The organism is Gracilibacillus thailandensis, assembly GCF_010994055.1.
Classification (GTDB): Bacteria; Bacillota; Bacilli; order Bacillales; family Amphibacillaceae; genus Gracilibacillus; species Gracilibacillus lacisalsi.
The window spans coordinates 1-14,407 of the sequence record NZ_WJID01000092.1 but is presented as its reverse complement, the minus strand read 5'-3'; the positions used below and the strand labels follow the sequence as shown (position 1 = coordinate 14,407).

Genomic DNA, 14,407 nt, shown 5'->3' with positions numbered 1-14,407 from the left:
TTTTCACACAGGCAGAGCCTGTGGTTTTAAAAGACGTAAATAAAAAAACTCGCCCCTAACTAATGTTAGGGACGAGTTTTAACCCGCGATACCACCCTGATTCTATCAATAAGTCCATCATTGGTTTCATTCATAGCACTCATTCAACGTACCATCATACGCGTTCCTTTTAACGGCGGAATCCCGTCAAAGCTTAAAAAAATTTCAGCTCTGCTTTTCGGAGAGGATATTCAACATGGTCTGAACATTGACTTCCACCAAACGTCAACTCTCTGTAGAACAGATTCCATACCTACTCGTTCTCGTCATCAAATTTTATCCTTTAAAATTACTTTTGTTAAAACAAGATTATACATTAAGGTTAATAATGTCAAGTCTTTTATAAAACAAATAATATTAACTTAAGAATGATTTGGATCATCATTACTCTCGTGTGCAAGTCTTCGATACAGATTACATCGTGGAGTTTTATGATTTAGTACCAATTTAGTAACAGGAAGATTCATTTTGGTACTAAAACCTGTTTTAAGTACCATTTTAATTAAATGATTTCTATTTTTGGTACTTAATTGACTATTTAGTGCCATTTTGATTTCGTGCATGTAATTTTTGGTACTTAAATTAAGGAGGTATAAATTGAAATATTCCAAATCTTACTCGTTTTTTATGCTTTTACTTTAAAATATGAAATAGTATCTCATGGTATCTCAGATAGTTCCTCATCTTATTAATATCTAGTTTACAAGTAAAACTGATGTATGCCGTTATAAGATTTCCTGGTAAAAGTTGTATTAACCGGGAAATGAATCTATTAAAATAAGATGTTTTCCCGGTATTAAAGCCCGCAGAAAAACGAGGATTGGATAATTCGTGAAGTCACCTAGTTTCTGGGCGTGTCCTGGAAGTAGCTCTCACGTCCACTTTTCTCCATATTCCTAAATTTTATCATTTTCCAATCAAAAAATCGCCTGATCCCACTAGATGGAATAGGCGACACACTTAAAATAATGGCACTACCTTACCATAAGCCATTTTTCAACACGATCTCGTCGAACAACATCGAATAAATACTTTTCCTGCGGTTTCCCAGGAAATATTCATTTTAATTATTTCCTAGTTCATCACGCCATTGTAATAAGTCTATTTTCGCTGCATTTGTAATTTCATTATTTTCGACTAATGCTTCAGCTAAAATATCAAAGTTAGTGATCGTTGTAAAAGGTATATTAGCATCTTTAAATTGTTTGTCTGCCTTATTTAATCCATAACTAAAGATAGCTAATACACTCAAAACTTCTGCACCTGCTTCTTGTAATACAAGTGCACTTTCGATCGATGATCCACCTGTAGATATAAGGTCCTCAATTACGATGACTTTATCTCCTTGTTCTACCTTACCTTCTATCTGATTTTGCTTGCCATGTCCTTTTGGCTTGGATCGTACATAAACCATTGGAAGATTTAAATAATCTGCTAACCATGCAGCATGAGGTATTCCTGCTGTGGCACATCCTGCAATCACATCTGGTTTTTCTTCTAATTGATCAATTATTTCCGCGAATTGGTTTACGATTTGCTTTCGTACATCTGGGTAAGACATCGTTAATCGATTATCACAATAGATAGGAGAATGAATACCAGATGTCCATACGAACGATCGGTCGGGACGAATTTGAATAGCATCTATCTCATATAGTGCATTGGCCATTTCTTTTGATTTAAGCATTTCCCCACTCCTCTACTACTCGGCTATAATTAGCTTTTGGATTTTCTGCCTGTGTAATACTTCTGCCTATCACTAAATAATCCGCTCCATTTTGCTTCGCAAGTTGAGGGGTTGCTACTCGTTTTTGATCATTTTGATTAGACTCAGCCAATCTAATTCCTGGTGTTACGGTTAAGAAGTCATTACCACAAGCTTGTTTAATAATTGGTACTTCATGTGCTGAACAGACAACACCATCTGCACCACTATTTTTGGTTAATAATGCTAGACGTTTAACGGCATCGTCTACTGATTGATTGATATATAATTCCTCTTTTAATGTTGACTGATCCATTGATGTCAGAACAGTTACCGCAAGTAGTTTAGGTACTTTACCATCCGCTCCTGCTTCAAGCCCTCTTTTGGCTGCTTTGATCATATCAGACCCTCCTGAAGCATGGACGTTGACAATATCAACCCCTAAGGTAGCTAAATTAAACATGGCTTTTTCCACAGTTGTCGGAATATCATGAAGTTTCAAATCTAAAAAAATCGGATGTTTATGTCCTTTTAGCCAATCAATCATTTCCCTGCCTTCACGATAAAATAATTCCATTCCTACTTTTACAGGTACTCCATATAAGTCATGCTTCTCGATAAATACTTTCACATCATCTGCTGTACGAAAATCTAATGCAAGGAAAAATGGTTGGTCCATTACACATGCCCCTTTCCTATTGCGTCTTCCACTGAATCAAATCCATATTGCTTTAAAACACTTGGTAAATCATTAATTATTTCCGGGCATACAAGCGGGTTTTGAAAATTAGCCGTTCCCACTGCTACAGCATTAGCACCTGCTAAAAGAAATTCTAAAACATCCTCCGCTGTACTGATTCCACCCATTCCAATGATCGAAATATTAAGAGCTTGACGAACTTCATAGATCATCCGAATCGCAATCGGTTTTATAGCTGGACCTGATAATCCACCCGTTTTATTGGCAATAATCGGTTTACGCTGTTTTAAATTTATTTGCATTCCTGTTAGCGTATTAATCATCGATAAACCATCAGCTCCAGCATCTGCTACCGCTTTTGCCATTTCTACAATATTAGATACATTCGGAGATAATTTGACATAAACTGGGTAGTCGCTTGCTTCTTTTACTTTGTAAGTTACTTCTTTCGCTAGTGACGGATCTGTTCCAAATTGGACACCACCCTCTTTTACATTAGGACATGATATATTTAGTTCTAATGCAGCGATATCTTTTGAACGATTCAATGCTTTAGTCACTTTGACATATTCTTCTACCGTACTACCTGCAACATTTGCAATTACTGGTGTGTCATATGATCGTAAAAAAGGTAACTCTTCCTCGATAATTTTTTCTACACCAGGATTTTGCAGGCCGATCGCATTTAACATACCACTAGATGTTTCGGCTACTCGTGGAGTCGGATTCCCGAATCTTGCTTCACCTGTTGCAGCTTTAACGTTAATTGCTCCCAATTCACTTAAATCATAAAACGGACTATATTCTTTACCAAAGCCGAAACAACCAGAAGCAGGCATGACAGGATTGTTTAACATTAAGCCAGGTAATCTTGTCGTTAAGCTCATGATAAGATCACCTCATTTGCTGAAAATACTGGTCCATCCTTACATATTTTTTTCGATTGCTTAGGATCTTGTTTTAAAGGGACAACACATGCATAACAGGTACCGACACCACATCCCATTCTCTCTTCTAAGGAAATGTAGCCATTGTATCCCGCTAATTGATGCGAAACTGCCTTTAACATTGGGGTTGGCCCACAAGAGAAAAAGTAATCGAAAGTAGGATTTATTTCATCAATAATATCTGTAACAAAACCTTTTGTTCCATAACTACCATCGTTTGTTGCAATATACGTATCACCTAACACTTGAAACTTTTCTTCATAAAAGATTTGATCTTTCGATTGGAAACCTAGAACACTTGTCACCTTTACTCCGTTTTCCTTGAGTGTTTTTGCTAAATAGTAGAGCGGAGGGACTCCAATCCCTCCACCAACTATTAAAGCTTGATCTATTGCTAACTGATCAATGGGGTAATAGGTTCCGCATGGCAAAATTACATCAAGCGTGTCTCCTGCCTGATATTTACTTAGTTCACGCGTTCCTTCCCCGAATATTTTAAAGATAATAGTAAAAGTTTCCGCCTGCGTGTCAATCCCTGCGACAGAAACTGGCCTGCGCAACATATGATTCGGTAAGGCGATATGCACAAACTGTCCAGGTTTTAGTTCTTTTGCTAAAGGTGATTGTACTACCACTTCAAAGGTATCTTCTGCAATTTGCATATGACTGTTTATTTTCAGCAGCTGTTTCGTGATCACAGTACAATCGCCTTCCCTTCTACTGTAGGCTTAGCAGTAAATGTTGTCGAATCAATGACATTCACGATTGCTTCTGCAGTATCTAAGCTAGTTAAACATGGAATACCATGCTCTACCGCTTCACGACGAATTCTAAAACCGTCTGAGCGTGGTTTCTTACCAGATGTCAACGTATTAATAACGACTTGTACCTCTCCTTGCTCAATAATCGAAATTACATTTTTCCCTTCTGCTCCGACTTTCCCAACTTCCGTAACTGGTATATTTAATTCTCTAATCGTTTTAGCAGTTCCTTCTGTTGCATAAAGATGGAAGCCTAATTCAAAGAAGCGTTTCGCAATTTCTGATGCTTCACTCTTATCTTTATCAGCTATCGTAATCAGGATTGCTCCTTCCATCGGAATCTTTAATCCAGATGCCGTTAGACCTTTATATAATGCTTTTTCTAATGTTCTGTCACGTCCAATTGCTTCCCCTGTTGATTTCATTTCAGGTCCAAGCATTGTATCGACACTACGTAACTTTTCAAAAGAGAATACTGGTACTTTAACTGAAACTGTTTCTGGCTCAGGTAGTAAGCCTTTTTGATAACCCATGTTTGCCAGTGATTCACCGATAATACAGCGGGTTGCAATATTAGCCATCGTTACTCCTGTTATCTTACTTAAAAACGGAATCGTCCGGCTTGCTCTAGGGTTTACTTCTAGTACATACACTTCATTGTGGTGCACGACAAATTGAATATTGATAAGTCCTTTGACACCTAATTTTTCCGCTATTTTTATCGTAGTGTCAACACATTTTTGCTTAATATCATCTGATAATCGCTGTGAAGGATAGACGGCAATCGAGTCACCAGAGTGTACCCCAGCACGTTCAATGTGCTCCATTACACCTGGAATGATCGTTGTTTCCCCATCACTGATTGCATCGACTTCCACTTCAATTCCAGTCAAATATTTATCGATTAACACTGGATGCTTATGCTTAATATGGTTTGTTTTCGCTAAATAGCTCTCCAATTCATCTTCACTATAGACAATTTCCATCTGACTTCCACCAATTACATAGGATGGGCGTACTAAAACTGGATAACCAATCGAAGAGGCTGCTGCTTTTGCTTGATCTAATTGACGCACACTTTTCCCTTGAGGCTGTGGAATGTCTAATTCTTGTAAAAGTTGTTCAAATTTATCACGGTCTTCCGCTGTATCTATTGCTGTAAGTGGTGTACCTAGTATTCTTACTCCGCGACGTTCTAATCCTTCCGCAAGATTGATAGCTGTCTGACCTCCAAACTGAACAATAACACCTTCCGGTTGTTCTAAATCAATCACATGCATAACATCTTCTAATGTTAATGGTTCAAAATATAACTTGTCTGACACACTAAAGTCAGTTGATACAGTCTCTGGATTACTATTCATAATGATTGCTTCATAGCCAGCTTCTTTTAGTGCTAAAACGGAGTGAACTGTCGCATAATCGAACTCAATCCCTTGACCAATTCGGATTGGACCAGAACCGATCACTAATACTTTATTGCGGTTGGTTACTTCTGATTCATTTTCCTCTTCATATGCACTATAGAAATAAGGAGTTTCCGATTCGAACTCTGCTGCACAAGTATCTACCATCTTATAAACTGGCAAAATATTTTCTGCTTTTCTAAGCTGATACACTTCATCTACATCGACATTCCAAAGGCGAGCGATGTGTGTATCCGACAAACCTAGTTTTTTTGCTTCTTTTAGCAGATCAAGATTTTGCGGAATATCCGCTAATTTCGCTTCAAAGTCGATAATCTTCTTTAATTTTTCTAAGAAAAAGCGGTCTATTTTGGTTAATTGGAATATTTCTTCAACTGACATGCCTTGTCTCAATACTTCTGCTAATACGTAAATTCTTTCATCATCAGCATGTACTAAACGTTCTTTTAACAATTCTATTGATTCATTTTCTAAGACGGGCAAGTAGAAATCTTCACCACTAATATCTAGTGAACGTATTCCTTTCAATAAGGACTCTTCGAAATTACGGCCGATCGCCATTACTTCTCCTGTCGCTTTCATTTGGGTACCAAGTTTTCGGTTACCTAATACAAACTTGTCAAATGGAAAGCGAGGGAATTTCGTCACAACATAATCCAACGCTGGCTCATACATCGCATACGTAGTTCCGGTAATTGGATTCATAATTTCATCTAAACTCATACCGATCGCGATTTTAGCGGCAATCTTAGCAATTGGATAACCTGTTGCTTTTGACGCTAAGGCTGATGAACGGCTCACCCTTGGATTTACTTCAATAATATAATATTGAAAGCTGTTCGGATCTAGTGCTAATTGAACGTTACAGCCTCCTTCAATTTCTAATGCACGAATGATTTTTAAAGAGGCAGAACGTAACATTTGATATTCACGGTCACTCAATGTTTGTGATGGCGCAACGACTATCGAATCTCCCGTATGAATACCGACTGGATCAATGTTTTCCATGTTACATACAACGATGGCTTGATCATTTTTGTCGCGCATGACTTCATACTCTATTTCTTTAAATCCTGCGATATTCTTTTCAATCAAACATTGATTTACTGGGGATAATGCTAAGCCATTTCTTGTTATTTCTGTTAAATCTGCTTCGTTGTAACACATACCACCACCGGTACCGCCTAATGTGTATGCTGGTCTTACTATTAGTGGATATCCAATTTCTTCGGCAAAATCTAATGCTTGATCTACTGTGTTGACAATTTGACTTTCTGGTACAGGCTCATTAATTTCATTCATTAAAGTTCTAAATTTTTCACGATCTTCTGCCTGTTGGATCGCATCCAGCTTCGTACCTAATAATTCTGCTCCATACTCTTCTAAAATGCCTGATTCATCTAAAGCAACAGCTAGATTCAAGCCAGTCTGGCCACCAAGCGTTGGCAATACAGCGTCAGGACGTTCTTTACGAATGATTTTAGATAGAAATTCTACAGTCAAAGGTTCCATATATACCGTATCCGCAATCGTATGGTCGGTCATAATCGTTGCTGGATTGGAGTTTGCTAGAATAACTGTATAACCTTCTTCTTTCAATGACTGACATGCTTGGGTACCGGAATAGTCAAATTCTGCTGCTTGTCCAATCACAATCGGACCTGATCCGATTACTAAAATCTTTTGAATATCCGTTCTTTTTGGCATTAGAGTTCCTCCTTCTGTGCTGTTTGATAGCTTGCGATATTTTCCATAAATCGGTCAAATAAATAGTTCGTATCATCAGGACCTGGTGAGTTTTCCGGGTGATATTGAACCGAAAAAGCTGGATATTCGGAATGTTTAACTCCTTCCACGGTTTTATCATTTAAGGCGATTTGCGTAAGCACTAAGTCTGTTTGTGCAATCGATGATTCGGTGACCGCATACCCGTGATTTTGTGAAGTTAAATAAGTCCGTTTGGTTTCAAAATCATAAACAGGATGATTCGATCCGCGATGACCAAATTTTAATTTTTCCGTATCGGCCCCGCACGCTAATGATAATAATTGGTGTCCTAGACAGATACCAAAGGTTGGTACAGTCGGTATCACATTTTTGATCATTTCGATCGCTTCTGGTACGTTTTTAGGATTACCAGGACCATTCGTTAGCATGATGCCATCCGGCTTCAATCGCAAAATATTATCCGCACTGTAGTTGTATGGTACGACTGTAACATGACAATTACGTTTCGTTAATTCTCTTAAAATTCCATGCTTCATTCCAAAATCGACTAATACAATCCGATATCCTCTTCCTGGTGAAACATACGGCTTTACAGTAGAAACCTGCTCTACTTGGTTTGTTAACAGATTTGCTTGTTTTAATTTCTCCAAAGCTTCTTTATCTTCAGCGCCCGCTTCTGTTAAAATGCCACGCATTGTACCATGCTTACGCAATATTTTCGTTAGTTTTCTTGTATCAATTCCAGAGATACCCGGTATATTATTTGCTTTTAAATACTCATCGAGGTTTTCATCACTACGGAAGTTGGAAGGCATTTCAGCATATTCCTTTACGATAAATCCAAAAATGGATGGCGTAATCGTTTCAAAATCGTCTCGATTAATGCCATAGTTTCCGATAAGCGGATATGTCATCGTGACAAGTTGACCACAATAGGAAGGATCTGATAATATTTCTTGGTAACCTGTCATCCCTGTATTGAATACAACTTCTCCAATACTTTCTTCTAATGAACCAAATGCATCTCCATGAAAAACGGTACCGTCTTCTAAAATAAGCTGTCTTTTCATTCTGTTGCCTCCTCAAAAGCGATCTGACCTTGATAAATCGTCATAACTGGTTTTCCCGTTACCTCCCATTTATCAAATGGTGTATTTTTTCCTTTCGATACAAACATTTCTTTATCTATGTTTCCTTCTGTTTCGAGATCAAGTAGTGTTAAATCAGCACTAGCACCAACCTCCATTCTTCCATATGGTAGTCCGAAAGTATCTGCTGGTTTTACAGTCAGCCAATCAACGAGCTGTTTCAGTGTAAAGATTCCTTTTTGAACAAAGTGGGTGTGTAGAAGAGAAAATGCTGTTTCAAACCCAACAATGCCAAATGGTGCTTCTTCCATACCGTTCGCTTTCTCCTCAGCAGTATGTGGCGCATGATCTGTTGCAATAAAATCGATCGTTCCATCTAGTAAACCTTCGATAAGTGCCGCTTGATCTTCTTTTGCACGTAAAGGTGGGTTCATTTTAAAATTCGCATCATTTTCGGTAATAGCATTTTCATTGATTAATAGATGATGTGGTGTTACTTCTGCTGTTACACGAATCCCTGCTTTCTTCGCATCACGGATTACGCGGACAGATTCATTCGTACTGACGTGGCATACGTGATAATGACATCCCGTTGCTTCTGCTAGAAGAACATCACGGGCAATTTGGACAGACTCACAAATTGAAGGTATGCCAGGTAAACCTAATCTCTTGCTTACTTGACCTTCGTGCATCACGCCGTTGTGTATCAAGGTATTTTCCTCACAGTGAGCAACAATAGGCATATCAACCGCTGCTGCTTGTGTCATCGCCTGGAGCATCATATCAGCTGATTGAACACCTACACCATCATCTGTATAAGCAAAAGCTCCCGCTTGCTTTAATGCCTTCATATCCGTTAACTTGTTACCTACAAGTCGTTCAGTAATTGATGCATAAGGCAATACTCGAATTGCTGCTGTTTCTTTAATTCTGTCCTGAATGGATTGTAGCACTTCAACAGAATCAGGTGTTGGTTGCGTATTAGGCATCGCACATACTGTTGTATAACCACCACGTGCCGCTGATTTTGTACCCGTAGCAATCGTTTCTTTAGCCTCACCACCTGGCTCTCTTAAATGAACATGGACATCCACAAATCCAGGTGTAACCAAGTTGCCCTTACCATCGATTCTTTCTGCTCCTGGAACTTCCATGTCGGTTCCAATTGCTTTAATTTTTCCCTCTTCTATTAAAATTTCACACGATTGTACATTGCCATTATCCGATAATTGCTTGACGTTTGTTAAAATTTTCTTCATTGAAGTTACCCCCTTGGTTCAAAAGTGTCTCCATTACTGCCATTCTTGCTACTACACCATTTTTCATTTGTTTGAAAATTCGAGATCTTTCACATTCTACTAAGCTAGAATCTATTTCTACTCCTCTATTCACAGGTGCCGGATGCAAGATAATTGCATGCTTTTTCATACTTGCTTCTCGCTCTTTCGTCAACCCGTATTTCTCCAGATAACTTTCTTGTTGTAGGCTAAATTGATCCTGATGTCGTTCATGCTGAATACGCAGTAACATCAGAACATCTGCTATCTCGATCGCTTCATCTATTGATACATATGGAAAAGCTAATGAGTCATCATGCCATTCTTCTTTACCTGTTAGATAGACCTCACATCCTAATGTGGAAAGGGCAATTGCATTAGATCGAGCAACTCGACTATGCTTGATATCTCCAGCAATCACTACTTTTAATCCGTTAAATTGTTTATATTCCTGATAAATGGTTACAAGATCGAGCAGGCACTGTGTTGGGTGCTCGCCTGTCCCGTCTCCTGCATTAATAACAGGGATGGATAAAGATTCGGCTAATTGTTTCGCAATATTCTCTTCTTGATGTCTTAAAACGATAAAGTTTGCCCCAATCGCTTCAAATGTTTTTGCTGTATCATAAATACTTTCACCCTTCGTTATACTTGAGACGTCTGCCATAAAATCTAATGGTTCAATTCCAAGTTTTCTTTCTGCAACAACAAAACTCATCTTAGTGCGTGTACTAGGTTCAAAGAAAAGGTTAGCGGCAAAAAATTGTCCTTTTAGTGGATTTCCACCTGTCTGACTAATATGATTTGCTCTTTTTACCAATTGCAGTATTTCTGTTGCTGTTTGATCCTTCATCGTCACAAAATGCTCCATCTTTACATCCTCCCCATCTTTTTTATTGAACACTTATTCTTCATCTTCAGGTGTTGCAAACATATTACCATTGCCATAACCTGATTCTTTCTCAGGTAAGATAAGGTTTAAAATCAGACCAATTAAGGCTGAAAGTGCCATGCCTGCGATAGTCACATCTACATCTCCGACCGGAATGTTTACATATGCTCCACCTATACCGATTACTAAGATAACTGACGAGATGACTAGATTTCGTTTAATACCGAGGTCGATGTTGTTATCAATTAACATTCGTAAGCCACTTGAGGCAATAATACCGAATAACAGAATCGACACACCGCCCATTACTGGGGTAGGAATGGATGCTATCAGTTCGGTAATAATTCCGATAAATCCGAAAATAATCGCTAGTACTGCTGCTCCACCGATAACAAACACACTAAATACTCTTGTTATTGCCAATACGCCAATGTTTTCACCATACGTTGTATTTGGCGGCCCTCCTAATAAAGAGGCAATAATCGTTGCTACCCCATCACCTAATATCGAGCGATGTAGTCCAGGCTTTTTAATAAAGTTTTTGCCTGCTACTTTAGATAACACCATTTGATCACCGATATGTTCCGCTACCGTTACAACTGCAACTGGTACCATAAGTAATACGATACTCCAGCTAAACACATCCGCTGGATTAAACGTAACAAACGGGATAACAAAATCCGGTACTAAGAATATAGACTGAATCGCCTCACCAAATGAGTTACTAGAAACAATTTTATCCCATGCAGCTTGTACGCCTGTGGCATCTAAAACCTTAACATTGGTGATGGCAGATATAATGAGTGAGTAAACATAACCACCAATGATCCCAATCAGGATCGGGATAAGTCCGAAGAATCCTCTAAATAATAAGGAGCCAATAACCGTGATCAGCAATGTTACAATGGCTGCACTGAAGTGAACACCGCTATATTCACCGTCTACGTTCATTGCCATATCAATCGCAGTTGGAGCTAATCCTAATCCAATCACAATAATGACTGGTCCTACTACGATCGGTGGTAATACTTTTATAATCCAATCCGTTCCAAAAGCAGCGATCAGCAACGAAAGTGCTCCATACACAACACCTGCAAGGAAACTTCCAATCATGACTCCGCCAGGTCCACCTATCGCCATCGCACTTGTGATCGGTGCAATAAAAGCAAAGCTGGAACCTAAATAGGCCGGAATTTGACCTTTTGTAATTAATAGGTAGGCTAGTGTACCTAAACCACTGGATACTAAAGCGACCGCTGGCGATAATTCTGTTAGAAACGGTACTAAAATAGTAGCCCCAAACATCGCAAATAAGTGTTGTATACTGAACAGTAACCATTTTGATAATTTCGGTACTTCTCTGACATCTAAAACCATTTTTTTCTCTGACATTTCTCTATCTCCCCTTCTTTTCGGATAAAAAAAACCTCTTTGCTGGTCGCAAAGAGGTAGACGTGTAGTATAAAAGGTACACGTATCCTTTAAATGCGACCTTGCAAGCATCTCTGTACTTGTTTAAAGGTCTTATTCTTTTTCATAAATACTGACACTATCTTTTTGATCTATTTCTTCCAACTCAACTGTAATAATTTCATTTTGGGATGTTGGAATGTTTTTACCAATAAAATCTGCACGTATAGGCAGTTCACGATGTCCCCGATCAACTAAGACGGCTAGTTGCATTTGAGACGGTCTTCCTTGATCCATAATCGCATCCATCGCAGCTCTCACTGTTCTGCCTGTGTATAAAACATCATCTACTAAAATAACGTTTTTACCTGTAACTTGCTCTTTTAGGTTGGCTTCATTCAGTGTTGGTTCCTGATTGTCGACATGTGATAAATCATCACGGTAAAGTGTAATATCCAATTCTCCAATCGGAACCTTTACACCTTCGATATCTTGAATCCGTTCTTGAAGCCGTTTGGCAATTGGAACTCCTCTTGTTTTAATACCTACTAGCATCAATCCTTCTACACCTTTGTTTCGTTCGAGAATTTCGTGAGCAATTCGTGTTAGTGCCCTTCTCATTGCCGGTGCGTCTAGTACATTTGCTTTTTTATTCATCATAAAAACCTCGCTTTATATAACTTGTTAAAACCTATTACTTCGTTTGATATATATATATCATTGTTCTTCCATAAAAAAATCCTTATTCTCCGTGAGAGAATAAGGATTTTGGACATACTTGTGGTATGTTGATCCGTTTCCTTTTCAGCCTCACGGGACTGTTTTAAAAGGTCTTTATGATATTGGTTATATTATGTCAAAAACGGCAAGCGAAGTCAATAACTTTTTCGAATATTTTCTAATACCTTCGCAAATTTATCTGGTAACGGTGCCTCAAACTCCATCTGCTCTTGCTTGACAGGGTGTTCAAAGCTTAGATGATATGCATGGAGTGCTTGTCCATCAACATCAATTGTTTTCCGTTGACCATATTTCGGATCGCCAACCAATGGGTAACCAATATATTTCATGTGTACACGAATTTGATGCGTTCTTCCAGTTTCTAACACGCATTTCACAAAAGTGAATTTCCCATGCAGTCTTTCGATTACTTCAAAATGCGTCACAGCATCCTTGCCTTTCTCCGTAACATCCATTAGTTGACGATTTTTTTCGCTTCGCCCTATTGGAGCATCGATCGAACCATATTCATGCGGAATATCCCCATGAACAATTGCTTTATATGCTCTTTTAATTTTTTTCTCTTTCAGTTGCTCTGCTAATCTTTCGTGAGCAACATCATGTTTTGCAACTACTAATAAACCACTTGTGTCTTTATCAATCCGATGGACTATCCCAGGTCTTTTTACACCATTAATACCTGATAAATCATCACAGTGGAACAGTAAAGCATTGACTAAAGTATCTTCCTGATGGCCAGCTGCTGGATGAACGACCATTCCACTCTTTTTATTAATGACAAGGATATCTTCATCTTCATACACGATATCAATTGGTATATCTTTTGCCACTACATCTAACGGTTCAACTTCCGGTACTTGCCACTCAATCTGATCCTCAGTCTGACATTTATAGTTTTGTTTCACGGTCTTACCGTTTACAAGCACTAAGTTTTTATCAAACCAAGTTTTAATTTGTGATCTGGAATAGTCTTCTGTAATATCGACTAACAGTTTATCTATCCGTGTTCCTTGATCACTCGTCTTAACTACATAAGAAAACTCGCTCATTTCTGGTTGCTCCTTTTTTTGTTTCTCTCATCTAAAAATGTATAGATGAAAATAGCGATAACTCCTACTACTAATGCGGAATCAGCAATATTAAAGATCGGATAATCATATGTACCGATATAAACGTCAAAGAAGTCTACTACTTCTTTTCGGAACAGGCGATCAATAAAATTACCAATTGCACCGCCTAATACAAAAGCTAATGCTAGTCTTAACCATATACTCTCCTTGCCAAACTTTTGGATGTAAAAAATAATAAAACCAATAACAATCACGGTAATGATATAGAAAAAGAACATTTGACCTTGCAATATCCCCCATGCTGCACCAGAATTTCGGTGGGATGTTAAATAAAAAAAGGATTCAATAACGGTGATTCGTTCTCCAATTTCCATATTTGTTACGATGAGCCATTTTGTTAATTGATCAACAATGACAACTGCTAATGCTATTACATATACTCTCCACATAATATACCTCCGACATTTCATTAAACGACTACTTAAATACCCATCATATTATACCATTATCCTCCCATTAAAGAAAACTTGTAATACAACAAAACTACAAACGCACGTCAAACATATTAACAACTTTCGTAGTATCCATAAACTGCGCAGTAACTTAGACATGGATTTGTTCT

At 38.2% G+C, this 14,407-nt stretch carries 12 protein-coding genes and 1 other annotated feature; all 12 genes read right to left on the bottom strand.

What is annotated here, in order from left to right:
* Positions 1 to 64 precede the first annotated feature (64 nt).
* Positions 65 to 318, bottom strand: a binding site (T-box leader).
* A gap of 784 nt (positions 319 to 1,102) precedes the next feature.
* Complete coding sequence (gene pyrE / locus GH715_RS19760; protein ID WP_153836946.1) at positions 1,103 to 1,726, bottom strand: orotate phosphoribosyltransferase; 624 nt, start codon at positions 1,724 to 1,726, stop codon at positions 1,103 to 1,105.
* Entirely contained in the window at positions 1,719 to 2,423 is a 705-nt protein-coding gene (gene pyrF / locus GH715_RS19755; protein WP_153836947.1) for an orotidine-5'-phosphate decarboxylase, read from the bottom strand. Before pyrF ends, pyrE begins: the two co-directional genes overlap by 8 nt.
* Entirely contained in the window at positions 2,423 to 3,331 is a 909-nt protein-coding gene (locus tag GH715_RS19750) for a dihydroorotate dehydrogenase (RefSeq protein WP_153836948.1), read from the bottom strand. The genes pyrF and GH715_RS19750 overlap by 1 nt, the downstream gene beginning before the upstream one ends.
* Positions 3,328 to 4,089 (bottom strand): dihydroorotate dehydrogenase electron transfer subunit, encoded by a 762-nt coding sequence (locus tag GH715_RS19745; protein WP_163578784.1) that lies wholly within the window; start codon positions 4,087 to 4,089, stop codon positions 3,328 to 3,330. Before GH715_RS19745 ends, GH715_RS19750 begins: the two co-directional genes overlap by 4 nt.
* A complete protein-coding gene (gene carB, locus GH715_RS19740; RefSeq protein ID WP_153836949.1) occupies positions 4,086 to 7,286 on the bottom strand; it encodes a carbamoyl-phosphate synthase large subunit in 3,201 nt (1,066 codons plus the stop codon). The genes GH715_RS19745 and carB overlap by 4 nt, the downstream gene beginning before the upstream one ends.
* Positions 7,286 to 8,377 (bottom strand): carbamoyl phosphate synthase small subunit, encoded by a 1,092-nt coding sequence (locus tag GH715_RS19735; RefSeq protein WP_153836950.1) that lies wholly within the window; start codon positions 8,375 to 8,377, stop codon positions 7,286 to 7,288. Before GH715_RS19735 ends, carB begins: the two co-directional genes overlap by 1 nt.
* The gene (locus tag GH715_RS19730; protein ID WP_153836951.1) at positions 8,374 to 9,654 is read right to left on the bottom strand and encodes a dihydroorotase; all 1,281 of its coding nucleotides are present in this window, start codon (positions 9,652 to 9,654) and stop codon (positions 8,374 to 8,376) included. Before GH715_RS19730 ends, GH715_RS19735 begins: the two co-directional genes overlap by 4 nt.
* Entirely contained in the window at positions 9,614 to 10,543 is a 930-nt protein-coding gene (locus tag GH715_RS19725; protein WP_153836952.1) for an aspartate carbamoyltransferase catalytic subunit, read from the bottom strand. The genes GH715_RS19730 and GH715_RS19725 overlap by 41 nt, the downstream gene beginning before the upstream one ends.
* Before the next feature lie 33 nt (positions 10,544 to 10,576).
* A complete protein-coding gene (locus GH715_RS19720; RefSeq protein WP_153836953.1) occupies positions 10,577 to 11,956 on the bottom strand; it encodes a solute carrier family 23 protein in 1,380 nt (459 codons plus the stop codon).
* Positions 11,957 to 12,088: 132 nt separating this feature from the next.
* The gene (pyrR, locus tag GH715_RS19715; RefSeq protein WP_018932747.1) at positions 12,089 to 12,631 is read right to left on the bottom strand and encodes a bifunctional pyr operon transcriptional regulator/uracil phosphoribosyltransferase PyrR; all 543 of its coding nucleotides are present in this window, start codon (positions 12,629 to 12,631) and stop codon (positions 12,089 to 12,091) included.
* Between the two features lie 218 nt (positions 12,632 to 12,849).
* The gene (locus tag GH715_RS19710) at positions 12,850 to 13,764 is read right to left on the bottom strand and encodes an RluA family pseudouridine synthase (protein ID WP_153836954.1); all 915 of its coding nucleotides are present in this window, start codon (positions 13,762 to 13,764) and stop codon (positions 12,850 to 12,852) included.
* Complete coding sequence (gene lspA, locus GH715_RS19705) at positions 13,761 to 14,234, bottom strand: signal peptidase II (RefSeq protein ID WP_153836955.1); 474 nt, start codon at positions 14,232 to 14,234, stop codon at positions 13,761 to 13,763. The genes GH715_RS19710 and lspA overlap by 4 nt, the downstream gene beginning before the upstream one ends.
* Between the last annotated feature and the right edge of the window lie 173 nt (positions 14,235 to 14,407).